Origin of the sequence: Burkholderia sp. AU30280 (assembly GCF_020420125.1) — a bacterium.
Taxonomy (GTDB): Bacteria; Pseudomonadota; Gammaproteobacteria; order Burkholderiales; family Burkholderiaceae; genus Burkholderia.
On the sequence record NZ_JAIZRY010000009.1, the window covers coordinates 164082 to 186857 of the forward strand.

The 22776-nt window shown below is 66.6% G+C and carries 21 protein-coding genes; 11 read left to right on the top strand and 10 right to left on the bottom strand.

Annotated features, from left to right (window positions below; genetic code table 11):
- Window positions 1-35 precede the first annotated feature (35 nt).
- Window positions 36-800 (top strand): 5-oxoprolinase subunit PxpA, encoded by a 765-nt coding sequence (gene pxpA, locus LGN17_RS21735; protein WP_226198608.1) that lies wholly within the window; start codon window positions 36-38, stop codon window positions 798-800.
- 560 nt (window positions 801-1360) lie between these two features.
- On the opposite strand, the gene LGN17_RS21740 is transcribed toward pxpA, so the two are convergent.
- The 10 genes from LGN17_RS21740 to LGN17_RS21785 form a co-directional block, all read right to left on the bottom strand.
- Window positions 1361-2506 (bottom strand): TraB/GumN family protein, encoded by a 1146-nt coding sequence (locus tag LGN17_RS21740; RefSeq protein ID WP_226198609.1) that lies wholly within the window; start codon window positions 2504-2506, stop codon window positions 1361-1363.
- Window positions 2499-3515 carry a peptide ABC transporter ATP-binding protein gene (locus LGN17_RS21745; RefSeq protein WP_226198610.1) on the bottom strand — a complete coding sequence of 339 codons (1017 nt, stop codon included), beginning with the start codon at window positions 3513-3515 and terminating at the stop codon, window positions 2499-2501. Before LGN17_RS21745 ends, LGN17_RS21740 begins: the two co-directional genes overlap by 8 nt.
- Window positions 3512-4507, bottom strand: a complete 996-nt coding sequence (locus tag LGN17_RS21750; RefSeq protein WP_226198611.1) for an ABC transporter ATP-binding protein — start codon at window positions 4505-4507, stop codon at window positions 3512-3514. The genes LGN17_RS21745 and LGN17_RS21750 overlap by 4 nt, the downstream gene beginning before the upstream one ends.
- A gap of 2 nt (window positions 4508-4509) precedes the next feature.
- A complete protein-coding gene (locus LGN17_RS21755; protein ID WP_226198612.1) occupies window positions 4510-5427 on the bottom strand; it encodes an ABC transporter permease subunit in 918 nt (305 codons plus the stop codon).
- A gap of 4 nt (window positions 5428-5431) precedes the next feature.
- Window positions 5432-6442, bottom strand: a complete 1011-nt coding sequence (locus LGN17_RS21760) for an ABC transporter permease subunit (RefSeq protein WP_011353491.1) — start codon at window positions 6440-6442, stop codon at window positions 5432-5434.
- A gap of 110 nt (window positions 6443-6552) precedes the next feature.
- Window positions 6553-8181: an ABC transporter substrate-binding protein gene (locus LGN17_RS21765; RefSeq protein WP_226198613.1), complete on the bottom strand. Its 1629-nt coding sequence runs from the start codon at window positions 8179-8181 to the stop codon at window positions 6553-6555.
- Between the two features lie 318 nt (window positions 8182-8499).
- Window positions 8500-9807, bottom strand: a complete 1308-nt coding sequence (locus LGN17_RS21770; protein ID WP_175951291.1) for an MFS transporter — start codon at window positions 9805-9807, stop codon at window positions 8500-8502.
- Between the two features lie 191 nt (window positions 9808-9998).
- Window positions 9999-10310, bottom strand: coding sequence for a high-potential iron-sulfur protein (locus LGN17_RS21775; protein WP_175015387.1), 312 nt, complete (start codon window positions 10308-10310; stop codon window positions 9999-10001).
- Window positions 10311-10449: 139 nt separating this feature from the next.
- A complete protein-coding gene (locus tag LGN17_RS21780; RefSeq protein WP_226198614.1) occupies window positions 10450-11559 on the bottom strand; it encodes an NAD(P)/FAD-dependent oxidoreductase in 1110 nt (369 codons plus the stop codon).
- A 160-nt stretch (window positions 11560-11719) separates the two neighbouring features.
- A complete protein-coding gene (locus tag LGN17_RS21785; protein WP_226198615.1) occupies window positions 11720-12700 on the bottom strand; it encodes an AAA family ATPase in 981 nt (326 codons plus the stop codon).
- 227 nt (window positions 12701-12927) lie between these two features.
- On the opposite strand from LGN17_RS21785, the gene LGN17_RS21790 reads away from it, so the two are divergent.
- The 10 genes from LGN17_RS21790 to LGN17_RS21835 all read left to right on the top strand — a co-directional run bounded on the left by LGN17_RS21790 (window position 12928) and on the right by LGN17_RS21835 (window position 22672).
- Window positions 12928-13647: a nitroreductase gene (locus tag LGN17_RS21790; protein ID WP_226198616.1), complete on the top strand. Its 720-nt coding sequence runs from the start codon at window positions 12928-12930 to the stop codon at window positions 13645-13647.
- A gap of 146 nt (window positions 13648-13793) precedes the next feature.
- Window positions 13794-14282 (top strand): hypothetical protein, encoded by a 489-nt coding sequence (locus LGN17_RS21795; RefSeq protein WP_226198617.1) that lies wholly within the window; start codon window positions 13794-13796, stop codon window positions 14280-14282.
- Window positions 14283-14287: 5 nt separating this feature from the next.
- Window positions 14288-15103, top strand: a complete 816-nt coding sequence (locus LGN17_RS21800; RefSeq protein WP_175971029.1) for an endonuclease/exonuclease/phosphatase family protein — start codon at window positions 14288-14290, stop codon at window positions 15101-15103.
- A 114-nt stretch (window positions 15104-15217) separates the two neighbouring features.
- Window positions 15218-15865, top strand: a complete 648-nt coding sequence (locus tag LGN17_RS21805; protein WP_226198618.1) for a LysE family translocator — start codon at window positions 15218-15220, stop codon at window positions 15863-15865.
- Window positions 15866-16099: 234 nt separating this feature from the next.
- Window positions 16100-16870 (top strand): ferredoxin--NADP reductase, encoded by a 771-nt coding sequence (locus LGN17_RS21810; protein ID WP_059812432.1) that lies wholly within the window; start codon window positions 16100-16102, stop codon window positions 16868-16870.
- A 414-nt stretch (window positions 16871-17284) separates the two neighbouring features.
- Window positions 17285-18100 carry a quorum system sensor histidine kinase RqpS gene (gene rqpS, locus LGN17_RS21815; protein ID WP_226198704.1) on the top strand — a complete coding sequence of 272 codons (816 nt, stop codon included), beginning with the start codon at window positions 17285-17287 and terminating at the stop codon, window positions 18098-18100.
- Between the two features lie 7 nt (window positions 18101-18107).
- Window positions 18108-18764, top strand: coding sequence for a response regulator transcription factor RqpR (rqpR, locus tag LGN17_RS21820; protein WP_175951282.1), 657 nt, complete (start codon window positions 18108-18110; stop codon window positions 18762-18764).
- Between the two features lie 216 nt (window positions 18765-18980).
- Window positions 18981-20387 (top strand): amino acid permease, encoded by a 1407-nt coding sequence (locus tag LGN17_RS21825; protein WP_226198619.1) that lies wholly within the window; start codon window positions 18981-18983, stop codon window positions 20385-20387.
- 546 nt (window positions 20388-20933) lie between these two features.
- Window positions 20934-21437, top strand: a complete 504-nt coding sequence (locus tag LGN17_RS21830) for a hypothetical protein (RefSeq protein WP_175951280.1) — start codon at window positions 20934-20936, stop codon at window positions 21435-21437.
- Between the two features lie 209 nt (window positions 21438-21646).
- Entirely contained in the window at window positions 21647-22672 is a 1026-nt protein-coding gene (locus tag LGN17_RS21835; RefSeq protein ID WP_085041961.1) for an XdhC family protein, read from the top strand.
- Window positions 22673-22776 lie beyond the last annotated feature (104 nt).

Below are 22776 nucleotides of genomic sequence, written 5' to 3' on the forward strand. Positions count from 1 at the left end.
AGGACGGGCCACGCAATCCGTGGACGAGGAACATCATGGAAATCGATCTGAATGCCGATCTCGGCGAAGGATGCGGTTCGGACGAGGCGCTGCTCGACCTCGTGACGTCCGCGAACATCGCATGCGGGTGGCATGCGGGCGGGGCGAACGCGATGCGCGATTGCGTGCGCTGGGCCGTGCAGAAAGGCGTGGCGATCGGCGCGCACCCGAGCTTTCACGATCCGGAGAATTTCGGCCGCAAGGAAATGCAGCTGCCGGCCAGCGACATTTACACGGGCGTGCTGTACCAGCTCGGCGCGCTGTCGGCGATCACGCAGGCCGAAGGCGGGCGCATCGCGCACGTGAAACCGCACGGCGCGCTGTACAACCAGGCCGCGCGCGACCCGATGATCGCCGATGCGGTGGTGTCCGCGATCCGCGATTTCGATCCGTCGCTCGCGGTGTTCGGGCTCGCGAACAGCGTGTTCGTCGCGGCCGCGCGGCACGCGGGGCTCGCCGCGGTGGAGGAAGTGTTCGCCGATCGCGGCTACCGCGCGGACGGCTCGCTCGTGCCGCGCAACCAGCCCGGCGCACTGATCGACGACGAGGACACGATGATCGCGCGCACGCTGGACATGGTGCGCAGCCGGCAGGTGCGTGCGATCGACGGCGAATGGGTGATGCTCAATGCGCAGACCGTCTGCCTGCACGGTGACGGGCCGCATGCGCTGGTATTCGCGAAACGGATTCGCGCCGCGCTCGAGGCGGTGGGCGTCGACGTGGTCGCGCCCGGCATGCTGCAGGCCGACGAACGGGCGTGATCCGGCCGATCGCGCAAGCGGGCGCACCATCCGTCGTACAAAAGAAAAAAGCGCCCTCGTGGCGCTTTTCCGTTGGCGCAATCGCTGCGGCTTCGCCGTCTGTCGATTCGCCCCCCGAAACCGTCTTGCGACGGTGACCGGAAATATATTCCGGATTAAAAAACGTCCGCCGCCGCCCGATTACTGCCTTTCCCCGGTGGGACGACGGAACGTCGATTATCCCGCAAGTCGGCCTGCATGCCTTGTTGTTGTCCGACGATGATTGGCCCCGCCGTGCATGCAGACACTTCCGCGGCCGGCACGTGCATCACGTGCCGGCAACGCGCTAACCCCGCGCTTTATTTTCTGCTACCCCGTAGAACTTTTTCTATTCTTTTCATTTTTTCAACTTGTGGATCGAAGGATAGATATTGGCAGATCGGGATGTCAATCGTTTGAAACGCTATTTTCTGACGATTTGAGGGTTTTCCTTATCGAACGGCGTGCCCATACAGGCGTTTGAGCCGGGCGCACGACGTCAATCAAACAGGGGAAGATCGGTTCGGGCGCGGCGGCGGCGATCAGTTCGCGTCGACGCTGTAACCTTGTTGACGCAACAATTCGAGCACGCCGCGCGGGCCGCCCAGATGCAGCGCGCCGATCGCGACGAACAGCGGCCGGTTCGGTGCGGCGATTGCCGTCATGCGTGCAACGAAGCGGCGGTTGCGCTCGTACACGATCTTGTTGTCGATCGACGCCGACAACGCCTTCGAACGCGCGAGCCGCTCGCCCTTCGCGACCGCCCACGCCGAGATCGCATCGGCGTCGCCAATTCGCCACAGTCGGTGCAGCGCCTTGATGTCGTCGGCGTTCTGCGCGGGCGTCTGCACCATGTCCTGCGCGAGCATCTCGCGCTGCTCGGCAAGCGTCAGCCCGGTGAACGCGCGCATCTGTTCGGCGAGCGTCTCGAGCCCGATCACGCGGCCGCCCTTCTTCTTCAGGAACACGTTCTGCAACTGCGCCTCGGTGCCGTATTCGGTCTGCAGGCCGGCCGACAGCGAATCGTAGGTCTCGACGACGAGCGCCGCGAGCCATGGCCGCATCTTGCGGATCTCGGCGAGCGCGGCCGGATTGCCGCGCAGGCGCGCCGCGAGCCGCTGCCACAGCGGCTCGGGCAGCAGGCGCTGCAGGCACGGGTAGCGGCATACGCCGTACTTCGACACGTCGTCCTGCGATTCGAGCAGGTCGTCGGGCGACAGTTCGAGCGCGAGCGTCGGCGACGCGGCGAGCGCGGCGAGGATGCGCGGCCGGAACGGCTGCGCGCTCGGGTAATCGGATGGGTCGCCCGTGTGCAGCGTGCCGAGCACGTAGAGCGTGACCTTGCCCTTGGTCGCCACGTAAAACGGCATGCGCGCGGGCTGCACGCGCACGGTGCCGCGCGACACCGTGCCGTCCGATACGGCGGGCGCGTGGAAGCCCGGCAGGCTCATGCCGGGCGGCGGGACTTGCGACGGATGGATCGGTGAAGTGGCCGGCGCGCGCCCTTCGGCGCGCGCGGATTCGACGGGAACCACGAGGCTGGCCGCCACGCACGCGCCGGCCAGCGCCGCGCCCGTGACGGTACGCACGCTCCAGCGCCGCGCGTAGCGGTACGCGCGCATCACGCGTGCGCTGCTTGCCCCCGCACGGCGCACGCCGGACGCGCGCGCCGCCAACGCTTCAGGCATTCGCCTCCCCTACCTCCTCGGCCCGATGGCAGGCTACGCGCCGGCCGTCGACCTCGCGCAACTGCGGCTCCTCCGCACGGCAGCGCTCGACCGCATACGGGCAGCGCTGGTGGAACGCGCAGCCTGACGGCGGATTGAGCGGCGACGGCAGTTCGCCCTGCAGCTTGATCTGCACGCGGCGGTCTTCCTCGAAGATCGCCGGCGTCGCCGACATCAGCGCGCGTGTGTACGGATGACGCGGCCGGGCGTAGATCGTTGCCTTGTCGCCCAGCTCCGCGACGCTGCCGAAGTACATCACCATCACGTCGTCCGCAACGTGCTCGACCACCGACAGGTTGTGCGAGATGAACACGTAGCTCGTCTTGAACTGCTCCTGCAGATCCATGAACAGGTTCAGGATCTGCGCCTGGATCGACACGTCGAGCGCGGACACCGGCTCGTCGGCGACGACGATGCGCGGATCGAGGATCATCGCGCGCGCGATCGCGACACGCTGGCGCTGGCCGCCCGAGAACATGTGCGGATAACGCTTCGCGTGCTCGGGCCGCAGGCCGACCGTGCGCATGATCTGCGCGATGCGCTGCGCGCGTTCGGCGGCCGTCAGGTTCGCGTTGATCTCGAGCGGCTCGGAAAGCGTCTGTTCGACGGTCTTGCGCGGGTTGAGCGACGCGAACGGGTTCTGGAACACCATCTGCACGCGGCGGCGCAGGTCGGCGACCGTCTCGCGGCTTGCGCCGGCCACGTTCTTGCCGTCGATCGTCAGGCTGCCCGACGTCGGCGTTTCGATCATCGTCAGCTGGCGGGCGAGCGTCGACTTCCCGCAGCCCGATTCGCCGACGACGGCGAGCGTCTTGCCGCGCTTGAGCGAGAACGACACGCCGTTCAGCGCCTTCACCGTGCCCTGCCCGAACATCCCGCGCTTCACCGAATAGTGTTTCGCGAGTCCGTCGGCCACCAGCACGGCTTCCTCGTCGTGCGGCGTGGCACGCGTTTGATTGACTGCATTCATCGTGCGCCTCCCGTCAGGTCGAGGTTGGAAACGTTGAGCGGCTTGATGCAGCGTGCGCGCATCGCATCGTTGCCGGACACCAGCGTGTCGAGCGCCGGCCGCGCCTTGCGGCAGTCGTCGACGACGTACTTGCAGCGCGGCGCGAACAGGCACCCGGACGGGCGATCATCGCGGCCCGGCACCATGCCGGGCAATGCGGCAAGGCGACGCGCCCCCTTATTGTGCTCGGGAATCGCCGCGAGCAGCGCTTCGGTGTACGGATGATGCGGCGCGCGGAAGATGTCGGGCACGCTGTTCGTCTCGATCACCTCGCCCGCGTACATCACCGCCACGCGCTGCGCGACCTCCGACACCACGGCCAGGTCGTGCGAGATCAGCACGAGCGCCATCCCGCGCTCCTTCTGCAGCTTCACGAGCAGGTCCATGATCTGCGCCTGGATCGTCACGTCGAGCGCGGTGGTCGGCTCGTCGGCGATCAGGAGCTTCGGGTTGCACGCCACCGCCATCGCGATCATCACGCGCTGGTTCATCCCGCCCGACATCTGGTGCGGGAACGACGCGATGCGGTTCTTCGCATCGGGAATGCCGACCTGGTCGAGCAGCTCGAGCGCGCGCCGGTGCAGCGCGTCGCCGCGCAGGCCCTCGTGCAGCTTCAGCACTTCCTTGATCTGGTAGCCGACCGTATAGCTCGGGTTCAGGCTCGTCAGCGCGTCCTGGAACACCATCGCGATGTCCTTGCCGACGATCTTGCGGCGCGCTTTCGGCGACGCCTTCAGCAGGTCGACACCGTTGAAGGTGACCTCGTCGGCCGTCACCTTGCCCGGCGCGTCGATCAGGCCCATCAGCGCCATCATCGTCACGCTCTTGCCCGAGCCCGATTCGCCGACGACGCCCACCACCTCGCCCGGCGCGATCGACAGGTTGATCCGGTCGACCGCGGGCAGGCCGTTGAAGTTCACCGCGAGATTGCGGATCGTCAGAAGATTGTTCATGGTCACGCCATCCGTTTCAGCTTGGGGTCGAGCGCGTCACGCAGCCCGTCGCCGAGCAGGTTGATCGCGAGCACCGAAATCAGGATCGACAGGCCCGGCATCGTCACGATCCACCATGCGTTGTCGATGTAGTCGCGCGCGGAAGCCAGCATCGCGCCCCACTCCGCGGTCGGCGGTTGCACGCCGAGGCCGAGGAAGCCGAGCGCGGCCGCGTCGAGGATCGCCGACGAGAAGCCGAGCGTCGCCTGCACGATCAGCGGCGCCGTGCAGTTCGGCAGCACCTGCGAGAACATCAGGCGCAGCGTGCCGGCACCGGCCACGCGCGACGCCGTCACGTACTCCTTCTGCAGCTCGCCGAGCGCCGACGCGCGCGTCAGACGCACGTAGGCCGGCAGCGCGACGATCGCGATCGCGAACATCGTGTTGGTGAGGCCCGGGCCGATGATCGCGACGACCGCGACCGCGAGCAGCAGCGACGGCAGCGCGAGCAGCACGTCCATGATGCGCATCACCGGCGTGTCGGCCCACTTCTGGAAGAACGCGGCGACGAGCCCGAGCACGATGCCGGGGATCAGCGCGAGCACGACCGACACGAAGCCGATCCAGAACGACATCCGCGCGCCGAACATCAGCCGCGAAAGAATGTCGCGGCCCGCTTCGTCGGTGCCTAGGATGAATTTCCAGTTGCCGCCTTCGAGCCACGCGGGCGGGATCTTCACGAAGTCGCGGTATTGCTCGACCGGGCTGTGCGGCGCGAGCAGCGGGGCAAGCAGCGCGACCAGGATCAGCACGAGCACGACGATGCCGGCGCCGACGGCGCCGCGGTTGCGAGAGAAGTTGGCCCAGAACTCGCGCAGCGCGAGCGCACGGCCGCCGGCCGGCGCGGATTCGGTCGGCAGGGTATTTTGCAGATTGCTCATGGGATTACCTCGTGTGGCGGATGCGCGGATTCAGCACGCCGTACAGCAGGTCGACGACCAGGTTCACGACGATCACGAGCGTCGCGATCAGCAGGATGCCGCCCTGCACGACCGGATAGTCGCGGCGGCCGATCGCATCGATCAGCCACTTGCCGACACCGGGCCACGAAAAGAGCGTCTCGGTCAGCACGGCGCCCGCGAGCAGCGTGCCGATCTGCAGGCCGATCACGGTGACGACCGGGATCAGCGCATTGCGCAGCGCATGCACGACGACCACGCGCGCGGGCGACAGCCCCTTCGCGCGCGCGGTGCGGATGTAGTCCTCGCGCAGCACTTCGAGCATCGACGAGCGCGTCATCCGCGCGATCACCGCGAGCGGGATCGTGCCGAGCACGATCGCGGGCAGGATCAGGTGACTGACCGCCGACTTGAACGAGCCTTCGTCCGGCGCGAGCAGCGCGTCGATCAGCATGAAACCCGTCGGGTGCGGGAAGTCGTATTCGACGGCGATGCGCCCCGACACGGGCGTCCAGCCGAGGTATGACGAAAACACCATGATGAGGATCAGCCCCCACCAGAAGATCGGCATCGAGTAGCCGGTGAGCGCGGTGCCCATCACGCCATGGTCGACGACCGAGCCGCGCCGCAATGCGGCGATCACGCCGGCCGGCAGCCCGACCGCGAGCGCGAACACGAGTGCGCACAGCGACAGCTCGACGGTCGCCGGGAAGCGCGCGAAGAACTCGCCCGCCACGCTCGTGTTGGTGATGATCGACGTGCCGAGGTCGCCATGCAGCGCCCGGCCGATGTAGTGGAGGTACTGCATGGGCAGCGGCTGGTCGAGCCCGAGGCGTTTCATCGCCTCCGCGTGCATCGCGGGATCGACGCCGCGCTCGCCCATCATCACTTCGATGGGGTCGCCCGGTATCAGGTGAATCAGCGCAAACGCCAGGATGGTGATACCGATGAAGGTCGGGATCACCATCCCCACGCGGCGCAACACGAATGTGAACATGATGCGTCTCGTATTTTCTTGTGGGAAATGTGCGACCGGCGACGGGAAGCTTTTGGCCTCCCGCCGCCGGATGAATTAGCCGGTCTTCGCGACAGCTTACGACAGGCGTGTTACTTCACGCTAACACCGTCGAAGCGAGCATAGCCAAGCGGCTCGATACGCATGTCGACCACGTTCTTGCGAACCGGCTGGTAGACCGTCGAGTTCGCGATCGGCGAGAACGGCAGCTGTTGCGCGAAGATCTGCTGAGCCTGCGTGTAGAGCTTCGTCCGCGCATCCTGGCCCGTCGTCGTGCGACCCTTCTGGATCAGCTCGTCGAACGGCTTGTAGCACCAGTGCGAGAAGTTGTTGCCCTTGATCGCCTCGCAGCCGAGCAGCGTGCCGAGCCAGTTGTCCGGATCGCCGTTGTCGCCGGTCCAGCCGATCAGCATCGTGTCCTGCTCGCCCGAGTGCGCGCGCTTGATGTACTCGCCCCACTCGTACGTGACGATCTTCGCCTTCACGCCGATCTTCGCCCAGTCGGCCTGGATCATCTCGGCCATCAGGCGGGCGTTCGGGTTGTACGCGCGCTGCACGGGCATCGCCCACAGCGTGATCTCGAAACCGTTCGGGAAGCCGGCCTTCGCGAGCAGCGCCTTCGCCTTCGCGGTGTCGTACGCGGGCATCTTCAGGTTCTTGTCGTACGACCATTGGGTCGGCGGCATCGGCGCGGAAGCAGCCTGACCGGCGCCCTGGTAGACGGACTCGAGGATCGCCTTCTTGTTGATCGCCATGTCGAGTGCCTGACGCACCTCGAGCTTGTCGACCGGCTTGTGCTCGACGTTGTACGCGAGATAGCCGAGGTTGAAGCCTGCCTGCGACGGCATGTCGACGCCCGTATCGGCCTTCAGCGTCGCGATGTCGGCCGGACGCGGATAGCTCATCACCTGGCATTCGTTGCGCTTGATCTTCTGCACGCGCACGCCCGGATCAGGCGTGATCGAGAAGATCAGCTTCGAGATCTTCACTTCGCCCTTCTTCCAGTAATCAGGATTGCCATCGAATCGGATCGTCGCGTCCTTCGTGTAGCTGCGGAAGATGAACGGGCCCGTGCCGATCGGCTTCTGGTTGATGTCGGCGGCCTTGCCGGCCTTCATCAGCTGGTCGCCGTATTCGGCCGACAGGATCGACGCGAATTCCATCGCCATGTTCTGGATGAACGGCGCATTCGGCTCGGCGAGCGTGAACTTCACGGTGTACGGATCGACCTTCTCGACCTTCGTGATCAGCTTGTCGAGGCCCATGTCGGTGAAGTACGGGAACGACACCGGGTACGCCTTGCGGAACGCCTGGTTCGGATCGAGCATGCGCTGGAACGTGAACAGCACGTCGTCAGCGTTGAATTCACGCGTCGGCTTGAAGAAGTCGGTCGTGTGAAACTTCACGCCATGGCGCAGGTGGAACGTGTACACCTTGCCGTCCGGCGACACATCCCACTTCTCGGCAAGACCCGGCTCGACCTTCGTGCCGCCGCGCTCGAATTCGACGAGGCGGTTGTAGACGGTGAACGTGGCGGCGGTGAAATCGACGCCGGTCGTGAATTGCGCGGAATCGAAACCCGCCGGGCTGCCTTCTGAGCAGTAGACGAGCGTTTTGTTCGGGATCTGTGCGAATGCAGAACCCGCGACGCCGAGCGATGCCGCTGCCACGCCTGCCATGGCGGTAACACGCAGGGTGTGCAACAGACGGTTGTATTCCATGTTTCCTCCAGGTCTCCAGATCGGAACCGGCCGCCCGGGGCCGGTGTACGCGGATATTACTTGAGCTAACGATGTGGCAACAAGCTGGAGAAAAAACTCTTCTAGATGCCCGCGCGGGTTTTTGCGGATGTTTAGTGTGGGTAAAAAATGCGACAACGCGCGCGAACGACAATTCCGTTCATCTCGCGCAAGTTTCGTTCGACAACTAAACAATTCGGGCGCGAACACGAAGGCTCGATGCCCCGTTTTCCCGTGTCCCGCAGCACATCATTGCGTTTTACGAAACGATCCGTTGATCGTCTTCAAATCGTCATGTCGTCACGCCGGCGCGTCGAGATCGGCGCTGCGCGCGGGCACGAACGCGACCGCGACGATCGACAGCGCGATCCCGGCCATCACATAGTAGGTCGGCGCGAGCGGCGTGCCGGTGACCTTGATCAGCCACGTGACGATGAACTGCCCGAAGCCGCCGAACAGCATCACCGCGACGTTGTATGCGATCGACAGCCCGGTCGAGCGCACGTTGGCCGGAAACAGCTCGGCGATCATCGCGCCGAACGGCCCGTAGTAGCCCGCGAGCGTGACCGACAGCACGGCCTGCACCGCGATCAGCCGCGCGATGCTCGGCGCCGCGTCGAGCCATGCGAACAGCGGATACATCAGCGCGAGCGTCAGCACCAGCGACCACAGCGACAGCCCCTTGCGGCCGATGCGATCCGACCACGCGCCTGCGATCGGCGACAGCACCATCAGCAGCAGGTTGCCGACGATCACCGCGTAGAACGATTCCGCGTAGGGCAGCTTCAGCTGCTTCACCGCGAAGGTCGGCAGATAGCTGATCAGCACGTAGATCGTCACCGTCAGCGCGATCACGGAGCCGAGCCCGCACAGCACTTCGCGCGGGTGGCGCGTGAACACTTCGCCGAGCGTCGCGCGGCGCGCGCTTTGCTGCGCATGCAGGAACGCTTCGGAATCGGCGAGATGGCGGCGGATGTAGAAACCGATCGGGCCGATCACGAGCCCGAGGATGAACGGCACGCGCCAGCCCCAGCTGCGCAGCGCGTCGTGCGACAGCCCGCGCGTGACGGCCGCGCCGACGAGCGCGCCGATCAGCAGCGCGGCCGCCTGGCTCGCCATCTGCCAGCTGCCGTAGAAGCCGCGTTTCGAGAATGGCGCCGCCTCGATCAGCAGCGCCGTCGCGCTGCCGAATTCGCCGCCCGCGGAGAAGCCTTGCAGCAGACGGCCGAGCACGATCAGGATCGGGCCGCCGATGCCGATCGCCGCATACGGCGGCGCGACCGCGAGCAGGAAGATGCCGGCCGTCATCAGCAGGATCACGAGCGACAGCGCGGCCTTGCGGCCGGCGCGATCCGCGTACAGCCCGAACACGATGCCGCCGATCGGGCGCATGAAGAACGCGACGCCGAACGTCGCGGTGGTCAGCAGCAGCGACGAATATTCGCTGGAGGTCGGGAAGAACAGCTCGGCGATCACGACCGTCATGAAGCCGAACACCGTGAAGTCGTACCACTCGAGCGCGTTGCCGATCACGGCGGCCGCGACCGCTCGCCGGTTCAGCGCACGCTCGGGCCGCGTCGTTTTCGTTGAATTCGCAATCGTCGCCATGCGTGCCTCGTTCTCGTCAGTTCGCCGTGTCGGGCTGCGCGGCGCGCAGGGTGCCCGCGGCGCGCTGGTTTGCAGCGAGTGTAGAAAGCGACGGAACCGTTTTCAAGCAATAAAAAACGCCCGCCATCCATCGACGGCGGGCGTTTTGCGGTTTTCGCCACAATGCGGCATCGCACGATGCCGCATGGCCCTCAACCCATCTTCGAGAAGGCGCTGCACCAGCCCTTCGCCGACACCTGCTTGCCGGGGAAGGCGCCGCACGGGCCCGAGGCCGAGCCCTTCTTGCCCTGGTACAGCATGCAGGCCGCGCAATCCTGGCCTGCCGCGTATTTCGGGTACTTCGCCTTGTCGACCTTCGTGGCATCGGCCTTGTAGCCGAGTGCCGTCGCGGTCGGGTCGCTCTCCGTGAGCATCGGCGCATCGGCCAGCGCTTCGCGCGACAGCGCCAGCGCGGACACGGCACCAATGCTCGTGATCAGGAAACTCCGACGGGATGTTTTCATGGGGGACTCGCTCCAACGTTATCGGTTTGAAAGCTGTTCTGGCGACAGCCGTTCGACAGAATAACGCTCAAGCGAATGGTTGTGCGCGCCGAAATGTCATAGATAAGAAATTCGACACGCCGGGCGAGTGCGCGCCGCGTCAGCGGTAGGCCGCCATGTCGCCCACGCGCTGTGCAAGCGCGAGCGACGCGGTGAGCCCCGGCGACTCGATGCCGAACAGGTTCACGAGACCGCGCACGCCATGCTGCGCGGCGCCCTGCACGATGAAATCGGCCGGCGGCTCGCCGGGCCCCGCGACTTTCGGCCGGATGCCCGCGTATGCCGGCTGCAGCGCGTCGTCGGGCAAGCCCGGCCAGAATGCGCGAATCGACGCGTAGAACGCGGTCGCGCGCGCGGGATCGACTTCGTAGCACAGCGTATCGACCCATTCGACGTCCGGGCCGAAGCGCGCCTGCCCGCCGAGATCGAGCGTCAGGTGCACGCCGAGCCCCGCGCGGTCGGGCATCGGGTAGATCAGGTGCGAAAACGGTGCGCGCCCCGACAGGCTGAAGTAGTTGCCGCGCGCGAGATAGAGCGGCGGCACCCAGCGCGGGTCGAGGCCGCGCGTGCGGCGCGCCAGCGCCTGGGCGCCGAGGCCCGCGCTGTTGATCACGCAGGCGGCCTCGATCTCGGTCGGCGCGTCGCCGCCCGTGCGCACGACGAAGCGCCCGCCGCGCAGCACGTCGATCGATTCGACCGGGGATTTCAGCGCACACACCGCGCCGTCGCGCTCCGCGTCGCCGAGCAGCGCGAGCATCAGCTGGTGGCTGTCGACGATGCCGGTGGACGGCGAGAACAGCGCCTCGACGCATTCGAGCGCGGGCTCGAGCGTCTGCGCCTCGGCGCGCGTGAGCGGCATCAGGTCGAGCACGCCGTTTTCGGCCGCGCGTGCGGCGATTGCCTTCAACTGCTTCACCTGCGCGGCGCTCGTGGCGACGAGCAGCTTGCCGGCACGCCGGTGCGGCACGTGATGCGTCTCGCAGAATTCGTACAGCAGGTCGCGCCCGTGCACGCACGACGTCGCCTTCAGCGACCCGCGCGGATAGTAGAGCCCCGCATGGATCACTTCGCTGTTGCGCGAACTCGTACCGGTGCCGATTGCATCGGCAGCCTCGAGCACGAGCGTTTCGCGCCCGCGCGCGGCCAGTTCGCGCGCAATCGCAAGACCGACGACACCCGCGCCGATCACGACACAATCCATCTGCTCCATGACGTTTCGCGCCGCTAGCGCGTCGAGGGGAGAGAAGAGAATTGTACGTCCCGGTTCATCCGCTTGCCGAAGGTCGTGCGGCGTATCGCGACGACGCCGTGCATGACGTACGACGCACGGCACGGCGCGCGCCGGCTGCCACCGTGCGCGCGCCGCTCGCTCAGAAGCCGATCGGCCGGCGCTTCGCGGCCCCCTCGTCGGCGCGGATGTCACGCGGCCCGATTGCATCGCGGCCGTCGAGCCGCGCGGCGCCGAATGCGTGCAACAGCGCGCGGCGCATCGTGCGCGGCGGGGTCGCGGCCAGCACGTCGAGCGCATCGTCGCCGAGGGTGTCCGGGAAGCGCCGCCCCCACGCATGCGACGTGCGGATCTCGTCGTAGATCGTCTGCGCGATCCGGCGCGCGCCGGCCGCATCGGGCGGCTCGATCTCGTACACGTTCATCCGGTTCAGCAGCGGCTCCGGAATCGCGTGTGCGTCGTTCGCGGTCGCGACCCAGATCACGTTGCCCGCATCGATCGGCACTTCCGCGAATTCGTCGATGAACGCACGCGCGGTGTCGTGCTCGAGCAACGCGTACAGCGCGCCGAGCGGATCGTACTGCGCATCGCTGCCGGCCTTGTCGATCTCGTCGACCGCGATCACCGGGTTCGCGTAGCTGCCGTTCACGAGCGCATCGAACACCTTGCCGGGCTTCGCGTTCTTCCATTGCGACGATGCCCCCGACAGGATCCAGCCGGCCGTCAGCGAACTCATCGGTACGTAGTGGTACGCGGTGCCGAGCAGTTGCGCGAGCGCCTTCGCGAAGTGCGTCTTGCCGATGCCCGGGGGCCCGAGCAACAGGATCGGCATCAGTTCGAGCCGGTCGTCCGTTTCGAGGCACAGCGCGACCTGCTTGCGCACGTCGTCGAGCGGCTCGGCGAAATTGGGCAATGTCTCGCCGAGCGCGTCGAACGACGGCATCCGGTTCGGCTTCACACAGAAGCGCAGGTTGCCCGTCTTGAGCATCTTTTCGTAGGTCGCGCGCAGTGCGTCGCTCGCGCTCTCGTTCAGGTCGCTCAGCGCCGTCTCGACCTGTTCGAGGTCGTACACCGTGCTGAAGGACGCCACCGCCAGTTCCTGTTTCACCATCGCCGTCGTCATACCAACCTCGCTGCCGCTTGCTGTCACATGACCATCAGACCCTTACGATTTCAGTGTAGCGATCCCGCATCCCCGCGCAAGCAAGCAGCCGCGCGCGTCTGCTGCTAACACCCGCGCGCGCTGCATGCCGGCGCGCCGCGGCGTATCATCGTCGGTTCACCCACCCGCCGCACCGGCCTCGCCGACGGCGCCCGCGCGGCGCATCGGCCCGTCCCGAAGGTATGCCGATGTCCGTCCCCACTGCTTTCCCGCGCGTCGATGCCGATACGATCGACGCCGTCGACGCGGCGCTCACGTCGCGCCGCGCGATCCGTGCATTCCTGCCGACACCCGTGCCGCGCGACACGATCGAGGCGATCCTCGAAACCGCGAGTCGCGCGCCGTCGGGCACCAACATCCAGCCGTGGCGCGTGTACGTCGCGACCGGCGCCACGCGCGATGCACTCGCCGCCGCGCTTACCGCGGCCCACGACGATCCCGCGCGCGACGAAAAATATGTCGCCGAGTACGACTACTACCCGCGCGAATGGGTGTCGCCCTATATCGACCGGCGCCGCAAGGTCGGCTGGGACCTGTACGGCCTGTTGAACATCGGCCGCGACGAGAAGGCGCGCATGCATGCGCAGCACGCACGCAACTTCCGCTTCTTCGATGCACCGGTCGCACTGTTCTTCACGCTCGACCGCGTGATGACCTACGGCGCATGGCTCGACTGCGGGATGTTCCTGCAGGGCGTGATGACGGCCGCACGTGCACGCGGGCTCGATACCTGCCCGCAAGCCGCGTTCGTGCCGTTTCACCGGATCGTCACCGAACACCTCGGCATTCCCGCCAACGAACAGCTGGTCTGCGGGATGTCGCTCGGCCATGCGGACCCCGACGCGATCGAGAACCGCCTCGTCACCGAGCGCGCGCCGGTCGCCGAGTTCACGCGCTTTTTCGCTTGAAAACGCATGACGCGCCCCTACCTTTCGAACAGGACCGCATCGTGCGGCGAACCTGCCGCGGCGCGTCCTGTCACATCGCGATCGAAATCGATCGGGCGTAAGATGTGCGTCCGTTCCCCGCTATTCCGCGTTTCCGGAGACGTTTCATGCTGAAACACGGCCTGGCCATCCTGCTCGCGAGCGTCGCGCTCGCCGCCCATGCGCAGAGCCCCGCGCCGGCTTCCGTCGCGTGGGAGATCCAGGTCGTGCGCGACGGTCAGACCATCGACACATTCCAGCAGCGCACCACCGTGGGTCAGGCCCGTACCGATACCCATCGCTATCCGTCCGCCGTGCCGGTCGGCTGCGGCAATGCCGCGCGCGTCGTGCCGACCGAGCGCTCGCGCTCGGTGACGGTCGCGCCGCTCGCCGTCGATGCCGGCGCGAACACGGTGTCGCTCGCGCTCGACGTGCAGGAAACGATCGACGACGAAGGCGCGAAGCCGGCCGATCCGTGCGTGCCCGCTTCGCCGCGGCAAATCGTCGCGAGTCACCCGGGCCTGACGGTCGGCGGCGACGCGTGGACCGACTGGACGCTCGTCGAACAGCATCCGCACCTCGTGTACCGCGTGCGTGCGCACGTCGCGAAGGATTGAGCGTCATGTCCGCCGATGCCCTGTCCCTGCCGTTCGCCGAACCGCACGCCGCACCCGACGAAATCACCGCGGTGAGCTGGAACCTGCACAAGGGTCGCTCGCCGCTCGGCTTCACCGCGTGGAACGCGATGCGCAACTGGATGCAGTCGACGCACGCCGACGTGTATTTCCTGCAGGAAGCGATGGCGCGCCGCATGCCGCGCCCGATGCTCGCGCCCGGCTTCGGCGCGCCGATGGACGACGCGGTCGACGACGTCTGGCACTGCCAGGCCACCGAGATCGCGCATGCGCTCGACTGGCAGATCGCGCTCGGGCCGAACGTGTTCAAGCCGTCGTGGCGGCACGGCAATGCGATCCTGTCGCCGCACCCGCTCGATCTCGGCGGCCGCTGGGACATCTCCGCGCACCGCTTCGAGCGGCGCGGGCTGCTGGTCGCGCGCGCGACGCTCGCGGGCGCGCGCCCGGTCACGCTGCTGTGCGCGCACCTCGCGCTCACCCGCGCCGCGCGGCTGCGCCAGATGCACTGGATCGCGCACTGGATCGTGCGCAACGCAGGCGACGGCCCGCTGATGCTCGCCGGCGACTTCAACGACTGGCGCAACGACTCGGTCGCACTGTTCGGCGAGATCGGGCTGTCCGAGGTCGCGACGCTGCTCGGCGAATCGGGCCGCACGTTCCCCGCGTTCTCGCCGGCGCTCGCGCTCGACAAGATGTTCGTGCGCGGGCTGACGCCGCTCGAATGGCGCGCCCCGTCCGGCGAGGCCGCGTGGCTGTCGGACCACCTGCCGTACATCGCGCGGCTGCGCCTCGATCCGCAATAACGTTCCCGGCCTCGGCCCGCGATCAGCCGGATTGCGCACCGCCAAAGCGCGGCGGCACGGCGCGCGCTACATTGACGCGTTGCCCATTCCGCCAAGCCCCGCCGCCGCGCCGCCATGACCTACCTGCCGATCCTGCTGCAAATCGCCGCCGTCTATCTCGTCGCGGCGATCACCCCCGGCCCGAATTTCTTCATGATTTCGCAACTGTCGCTCGCAGGTCGGCGCAGCCTCGGCGCCGCATCGGCGCTCGGCGTCGGCACCGCGTCGGTCGCGTGGGCGACGCTCGCGATGCTCGGACTCGCGGCTGTGCTGCACCAGGTCGAATGGCTATACGAGGCGATCCGGATCGGCGGCGCCGTGTACCTCGTGTATTTCGGCTTCAAGCTGCTGCGCTCGGGCGTGCGCCGCGATCCGGCGCCGGCCGACGCGCCCGACGAACGCGCGCCGCTGGCCGCGCCGCACGCGCGCGACTATCTGCGCGCCTATCGCAGCGGGCTGTTCACGTGCCTGACGAACCCGAAATCGTGCGCGTTCTGGACCAGCGTGTTCGCGGCGATGCTGCCCGCGCACGTGCCGCTGTGGTTCAACGGTGCGGTGCTGGTGACGATCGGCGGGCTGTCGGCCGGCTGGTATTCGTGCGTCGCCTACCTGTTCGCGAGCCCGCGCGCGCAACGCGGCTACCGGCGCGTGCGGCGCCCGCTCGACGCGCTGTGCGGCGTGGCGCTCGTCGGCCTGGGCGCGAAACTCGCGGCCGAGCGCTGACAAACCGAAAGCTGATTGAAATGATTCGTTGCGCCAAATCCGCGCGGCCACGGGGGTCAAGCCCGCGATCCGCGTCAACAGGGTAAAATAACGAGTTCCTCAATCGTCTGTCATCGAGAAGGCGCGTGTCCGACGCGCCGGCCGGCCGATCCGTGATCGGGCCGTCGCACTCGGTTTTTTGCCCGTTTTTGGGCCCGTTACTCGCGTTCGCTACGCGCGTCCGTTTTCAAAGCCATGAGCAAATACGACACCGCCACCGTCCAATCCGTCCATCACTGGACCGACACGCTGTTCAGCTTCACCTGCACCCGTGAGGCGAGCCTGCGCTTCAACAACGGCGAATTCACGATGGTCGGCCTCGAGGTCGACGGCAAGCCGCTCGCGCGTGCCTACTCGATCGTCAGCCCGAACTACGAAGAGCATCTCGAATTCTTCAGCATCAAGGTGCAGAACGGCCCGCTGACGTCGCGCCTGCAGCACCTGAAGGTGGGCGACACGGTGCTGATCGGCAAGAAGCCGACGGGCACGCTGGTCGCCGACAACCTGCTGCCGGGCAAGACGCTGTGGATGCTGTCGACGGGCACGGGCCTCGCGCCGTTCATGTCGATCATCCGCGATCCGGACATCTACGAGCGCTTCGACAAGGTGATCCTGACGCACACGTGCCGCCTGAAGGGCGAACTCGCGTACATGGACTACATCAAGCATGACCTGCCGGGCCACGAGTACCTTGGCGACATCATCAAGGAAAAGCTCGTCTACTACCCGACGGTCACGCGCGAAGCGTTCGACAACGAAGGCCGGATCACCGACCTGATCGCAACGGGCAAGCTGTTCACGGATCTCGGCGTCCCGCCGTTCTCGCCGGAAAACGACCGCGTGATGCTGTGCGGCAGCACCGCGATGCTGAAGGATACGACCGACCTGCTGAAGCAGGCCGGCCTCGTCGAAGGCAAGAACAGCGCGCCGGGCCACTACGTGATCGAGCGCGCGTTCGTGGACTGATCGATCCCCAAATTTGCGCACCATCAAGAACCGGAGCGAAAGCTCCGGTTTTTTTTCGTCCCTACTTGGCGAATTCGTAACAAGTTGGGATCATCTCATCTCAAATAGTTACATTTGGATACGTCATCGTCCGGTGCTCGGGTGTCAGTGTTTTTCCTACAACACGTTCATTCCGATTGTTCACATTTACCCTTAAATGTCCGCCCGACATGACCTTTTCAGAAATTTTGAGATATTATTCGCCGCGCGTGGTTGCCGTTCGGATGACAGTGAAAGGGTCGGATGCAAGTGTTACAAGACGTAACTTTTGTTACCTCGGCAGGGGGCAATTCTCTGGCGGCGACCGTCATCGAAACGGCAGCCGATCCACGCAGCCAGCCGGTGTCTGAACCGCTTCTGACAGCAGGGAGAGTCATGGATACGTCGCTTAACGCGCCCTTGGGCGCCCACGCCCCGTTCCCGTCGCAACAGCGCATGCCAGGCTGCGTCGCGACTCCGCCCATTACCGACGCCGCGTCGAAACGCGACGCCCGCGCCGCGCGGATCGCAGCGCTGTCTGCCCAGTTGCTCGCCGCCGACGAAGCGGCCCGCCGTCATCTGGCCGGCGAGTTGCACGACGGGCTCGGCGCCGAACTCACCGCCGCGCGTTTCGCGCTCGCAAACGTTCAAGCGTGGCTGCCGGCCGATGCGCCGGAGGGTTGCCTGCGCGCGCTGGCGCTTGCGCAGCAGGCGCTCGACGCCGCGACCGACGCGAATCGCCGGCTGATCGACGAGCGCGACACGCCGGCGCTCGACGCAGGCTTGGTCGGCGCGCTCTCGTCGTGGGCCGACACCCACGCGGCACGCACGGGCCTGCACACCAGCTTCGTCTGTGCGGCCGACGCGCGCCTGACGCAAATCGCCGGCGCCAGCGCGCTCGCGGTGTTCCGCGTCGCGCAGGAAGCGTTGTCGAACGTCGCGAAGCACGCACGCGCGACGTCGGTCGACGTGCGGATCGCCACCGACGGCACGCACCTGTCACTGATTGTCTCCGACGATGGGACCGGTTTCTCCCGGCGCCGCCGCCCCGGCTACGGTCTCGCCGGCATGCGCGCCCGCTGCGAGGCGTTCGGCGGCAGCTTCGAGACGGCCACGCCGGAAACCGGCCACGGCACGCGCGTCACCGCGCGCTTCGCTTGGGATTCGCTGCTCGCGGTGCCCGTCGCGGCCCGCCGCGCGTCGCTTTCGTGAGGTCGTCATGAGCCTGAACATCCTGCTCGTGGACGATCACGCGATCGTCCGGCAAGGGATCCGCCAGTTGCTGATCGACCGTGGCGTCGCTCGCGACGTCACCGAGGCCGAGAACGGCGGCGACGCCATGGCCGCCGTCGACAAGCAGGAATTCGACGTGATCCTGCTCGACATCTCGCTGCCGGACACGAACGGCATCGAAGTGCTCAAGCGCCTCAAGCGCAAGCTGCCGCGCACGCCGGTGCTGATGTTCTCGATGTACCGCGAGGATCAGTACGCGGTACGCGCGCTGAAGGCCGGCGCCGCCGGCTATCTGTCGAAGACGGTCAACGCCGCGCAGATGATCTGCGCGATCCAGCAGGTCGCGGCCGGCCGCAAGTACGTGAGCCCCGCGATGGCCGAGGCGCTCGCCGAATACGTGTCGTTCGAGAACGAGCCGCTTCCGCACGAGAAGCTGTCCGACCGCGAATACCAGACGCTGTGCATGCTCGCGTCGGGCAAGCGGCTCACCGACATCGCGAACACGCTGTCGCTGTCCGTGAAGACGGTGAGCGTGTACCGGTCGCGGCTGCTCGAGAAGATGCGGCTGTCGAACAATGCGGAACTCACGTTCTACGTGATGAGCAACCGGCTCGTCGACATGGCGCCCACGGCCGGCGCCTGATTTCGCCGCCCTGCCCGATTCGTCCGGCCCGGCGACGCGGCGCATGCCGCGCCGCCGCCCGCTGCCGCCCGTCTGGCGCGCAAGCGCTTGTTTTATCGGACGATTTCTCGAGGCGCCGCTGCGCCGCAACGGGTTTTGCGCGCCAAATCGGCTAAAATCGCGGGTTTTCACTCAGTCAGCGCTATCGCGCCCGCGCGCGCTGGCGATTCATCCGCAATGTCACTCTTCCGCAAGAAAAACGTCGATCGCATGATCGCCGGCGCGCATGCCGCCGGGCTCAAGAAAGCGCTCGGCGCGATCGACCTCACCTTCCTCGGCATCGGCGCGATCATCGGCACCGGCATCTTCGTGCTGACCGGTACCGGCGCCGTGCAGGCCGGCCCCGCGCTGATGCTGTCGTTCGTGATCGCCGCGATCGCGTGCGGCCTCGCGGCGCTGTCGTACGCGGAATTCGCGTCGACGATCCCCGTCGCCGGTTCGATCTACACGTATTCGTATGCCACCCTCGGCGAACTCGTCGCGTGGATCATCGGCTGGGACCTGATGCTCGAATACGGCCTCGCGTCGTCGGCCGTGTCGGTCGGCTGGTCGGGCTACCTGCAGTCGCTGCTGCAGGGCTTCGGGCTGTCGCTGCCCACCGTGCTGACGGCGGCGCCCGGCGCGGTGCCGGGCGTCGTCACGTGGTTCAACCTGCCCGCGTTCCTCGTGATGATCGTGATCACGACGCTGCTGTCGATCGGCATCCGCGAGTCGACCCGCATCAACAACATCATGGTGTTCATCAAGGTGTCGGTCGTGCTGCTCGTGATCGCGGTCGGCCTGTTCCACGTGACGCCCGCGAACTGGAAGCCGTTCATGCCGCACGGCTGGAACGGCGTGTTCGGCGCGGCGGCCGTGATGTTCTTCGCGTTCATCGGCTTCGACGCGGTGTCGTCCGCCGCCGAGGAAGTGAAGAATCCGAAACGCGACCTGCCGATCGGCATCATCGCGTCGCTCGCGGTGTGCGCGGTGCTGTACGTAACGGTCGCCGCGGTCGCGACCGGCATCGTGCCATCGGCCCAGTACGCGAACATCTCGCACCCGATCTCGTACGCGCTGCAGATGGCCGGCGAGACGTGGGTCGCGGGCTTCATCGATCTCGGCGCCGTGCTCGGCATGCTGACCGTGATCCTCGTGATGAGCTACGGCCAGACGCGCGTGATCTTCGCGATGTCGCGCGACGGGCTGCTGCCCGCGGCGCTGTCGCGCGTGCACCCGCGCTACGCGACGCCGTTCCTGACGACCTGGCTCGTCGGCCTGTTCTTCGGGCTGATCGCCGCGCTCGTGCCGCTCAACGTGCTCGCCGAACTGATCAACATCGGCACGCTCGCGGCGTTCTCGATGGTGTCGATCGCCGTGCTCGTGCTGCGTCGCACGCACCCCGACCTGCCGCGTGCGTTCCGCTGCCCCGGCGTGCCCGTGGTGCCGATCCTCGCGGTCGCGTCGTGCCTGTTCCTGATGCTGAACCTGCGACCCGTCACGTGGGCCGCGTTCGGCATCTGGCTCGTGATCGGCCTCGTGATCTACTTCGTGTACTCCCGCCACCACTCGAAGCTCGCGCACGGTCACCACGACGCGCACTGAGCGCCGCCGTGCCGCACGCGGCACGGTGCGCAGCCGCGGGGCCGGATACCGGCCCCGCCCCCTCCCCGCCCTTCCTTCACGCGTCACGCCGCCACGTTGCCTTTCCTGCAACGATCCGCGCGTCAATTCCCGTTCCCATTGGCTGTTTTTCGAATGCCGGCATATTCGATTCAGATCAGAGAATTAATCGATTAAAAACGTAATGCGATTGAATTGAATATGAATAGCACAAAATAATCGCGCGACCGACATTGAACTCTTGCATCCGCCAAACTAGTATTCAGGTCGGCTGACCGCACGAATCCGCCCAGCCCACGCCAGACGGGGATTGCGCCGCAGCACGAGCGCTGCGCGATGCACTCGATTTCATCTAAGCGCATTTCCATTAAATATAAATTCACCGTGCATTCATAAACGAATTTTCAGCATCTCATTAATTAATAAAAATCAAAACCGGATAATCCGGTCGCCGGTATTGTATTGCCTCCGTCCGGAGGCATGTCGCTGCACCTGTCCGAAGTTCAACAAGAACCAGAGAGGTCTGTCATGAGCAATACATTGGTCAACGTCACGGCGAAGGTCGAAATCAACGCGGCCAACCAGACGATCGCGGGGCTCAGGGATTATCAAAGCAAGAACTGGGCGATCGGGCTGAACGGGGATACGCTGGCGCCGGACGGTTTCCTGACGTTCTTCACCGAACGCAACCTGCCGTTCAGCTACTACGTCCGCGCACGTGGCGTCTCGGTCGGCGAGCCGAGCGCATACCAGGCGAACATCGAGACGCTGACGCAGCGCATCGCCGCGATTCGCGCGTCGGAGACGAACCTGGTCCAGGCGACGATCCGCGAGCTCGAGCTGTACAAGTCGAGGAACTGGGCGATCGGCCTGAACGGCACGACGCTGCAACCGGACAATTTCCTGCCGTTCTTCGGCACCCGCTCCGTGCCGTTCGAGTACTACGTGCGCAGCGGCGGCGTCGAGCTTGGCACGTCGAACGCGTATGACAACAACATCCGCGCCCTGACGCAGTACCTGGGCTCGCTCTGACGGAGCGCCCCGCCGGGCGGATCTGTCCGCCCGGCGACCTGCCGGCGGCCCGTCCCGGGCCGCCCTGCCCGCCTTCCTCGCCGCTGCGTCTCCCCCTGTCCCGTTTTGCGCGTTCCCCGTCGCCTGCACGCTTGCCGCGGCCGGTTCATAATCGCGCCATCGAACGGCGGCCCGCATCGGCGGTGTCGCCCGGCAACAGGAAGAAGATGATGGAAAGCGTCGATCTCGATGTATTGAAATCCAGCGCGCGCTGGCTCGAAGAAGGGCGCCGCGTGCTGCTGGTGACGGTCGTGAAGACGTGGGGCTCGTCGCCCCGCCCCGAAGGCGCGATGCTCGCGGTGCGCGAGGACGGGCTCGTGGTCGGCTCCGTGTCTGGCGGGTGTATCGAGGACGACCTGATCGCCCGCGTGCACGCGAGCGGGATCGCGGCCGACGCGCGCCCGGAAGCGCTCAAGTACGGCGTGACGGCCGAGGAGGCGCACCGCTTCGGGCTGCCGTGCGGCGGCACGATCCAGCTCGTGCTCGAGCCGCTCACGCGCGACAGCGGGATTGCCGCGCTGTGTGCGGAAGTCGAGGCCGGCCGCCTCGTCACGCGCACGATGACGCTCGCGACGGGCCGCGCATCGCTGTCGCCCGCGCAGGCGGCCGACGGGCTCGCGTTCGACGGAGAGCGGCTCGTGACGATCCACGGGCCGCGCTATCGAATGCTCGTGATCGGCGCCGGCCAGTTGTCGCGGTATCTGTGCCAGATCGCGGTCGGGCTCGACTACCAGGTGACGGTGTGCGATCCGCGCGAGGAATACACGGATGCGTGGGATGTGCCGGGTACGCGTGTCGTGCATACGATGCCCGACGATACGGTGCTCGACATGAATCTCGATGCACGTTCGGCCGTGATCGCGCTCACGCACGATCCGAAGCTCGACGATCTCGCGCTGATGGAGGCGCTGAAGACGCCCGCGTTCTACGTGGGCGCGCTCGGTTCGCGGCGCAACAACGCGGCGCGGCGCGAGCGGTTGCGCGAATTCGACCTGAGCGAAGCGGAACTGGGCCGGCTGCACGGGCCGGCCGGCATTTATATCGGCAGCCGGACGCCGCCGGAAATCGCGATCTCGATCCTCGCCGAGATCACCGCCGCGAAGAACAACGTGTCGCTGCCGACGATCCTGCAGGTCGAGGGTGCGAAGGCCGCGCGCGAAATCGCGGCGAACAGCGGCGCGGCCTGCGGCCTCTGATCGCTAACGGCTCCGGCACGCGGTCGCGCCGGGCACGCCTTCCCGACGAGCGAAGCGGACGAAACCAATGAAACGGCACGCGCCGGCGCCAGGCCGACGCGTGC